At 46.5% G+C, this 1,316-nt stretch carries 1 protein-coding gene; it reads left to right on the top strand.

The features are described 5' to 3' along the window. A partial coding sequence (locus NE535_RS18615; protein WP_261300040.1) for a VCBS domain-containing protein occupies positions 1-1,316 on the top strand: 1,316 nt, incomplete at both ends.

Genomic DNA, 1,316 nt, shown 5'->3' with positions numbered 1-1,316 from the left:
GCCCTGATCAATGGCCAGTCACAAGCATCATCGAACCTCGATATCTTCGAAGATGGTGCAACGAGTCGTCTGACGGGGCAGTTAACACTGACAGATGTCGACAGTGGCGAAAATCAGTTTGCCACAATCAGCCAGTTAGCGGGGCAGTATGGTTATCTGTCAATGGATCAGCAAGGCAATTGGTCTTATACCTTAGACAATTCACTCGCTACCACTAATGGTTTGGTTGCCGGGCAAGTTGTGACCGAAAGCTTTACCCTTACCTCACCGGACGGCACTGCTAGCCACACCATCAATGTGCAAATTCATGGCCATGATGACACGCCAAGCTTGAGCGTTAATGAAGGTGGCGCGGGTAAATCTCTCGATTTACTCGGTGGACTGAGCAGTGGCACAGTGAGCCACATGCAATTTTCGACCGACGGCGTTCATTACACTAATCAGGTACCCGATGGCTTTATGCTAGCGAGCGATGGCCATACATTACAGGTCGATCCGGCGCACAATAGCTACAACCATTTGGCCAACGGCATCGCCTTAAAAGTTGACATTAAGTATGAGCTACAACAAGGAGCTGGTAGCAATGTACAGACATCGCAGCAGCAAGCTCAAGTCGTCGTCACAGGCACCAGTGATCGTCCAATCATCCACAGTTTTAACCCACATTCTCAGCAGAATAACGGGCCCGTTACAGGCAACTTACTGCAGGGTGCTACAGATGTTGATGATGGCGCTCACTTAGTGCTTCATGATGTGCAATTTCAAGATCCAATCACACATCAATACGTGACGGTTCAAGCAGGGCAAACTCACAATATTAACGGTGTTGGGGTTATTGCGATTTCAGCCACTGGCGATTATAGCTTTACCCCTAACAGTCAATTTAGTGGGCAAGTGCCTAATCTTATCTACCGCGTGACAGACACGAATGGTGATTATGCTGACAATAGTCAGAACAACTTAACTATTCATATAGACCCTTACCAAGCCCCGATCATTATTGCGCCATTAGCAGCGCCTGCGTCAGATATGCATGATGTACCACACGATTACGATAGTACGATTGTCATTGATGATATCGATGTATCAGCAAATATAATGGCTCATCAAGATGCACCAAATGATCCCGCTGACATCCATCATCAAAATGAGGATACCACTGAAACATCTCCGATGCCGCTATCGGACTCACCGATTGACCACTATTTACAAATGGTCGGTTTGAGCCATCAAGATATGGTACCTGCAATTGAATCACCAACATTTGATGCATTGCCAGGTACATATGCGAGTAATAACAGTAATATTGATATCGA

Origin of the sequence: Shewanella holmiensis, assembly GCF_025370255.1 — a bacterium.
In the GTDB taxonomy this organism is placed as follows: domain Bacteria; phylum Pseudomonadota; class Gammaproteobacteria; order Enterobacterales; family Shewanellaceae; genus Shewanella; species Shewanella holmiensis.
This window is presented reverse-complemented; position numbering and strand designations above follow the sequence as displayed.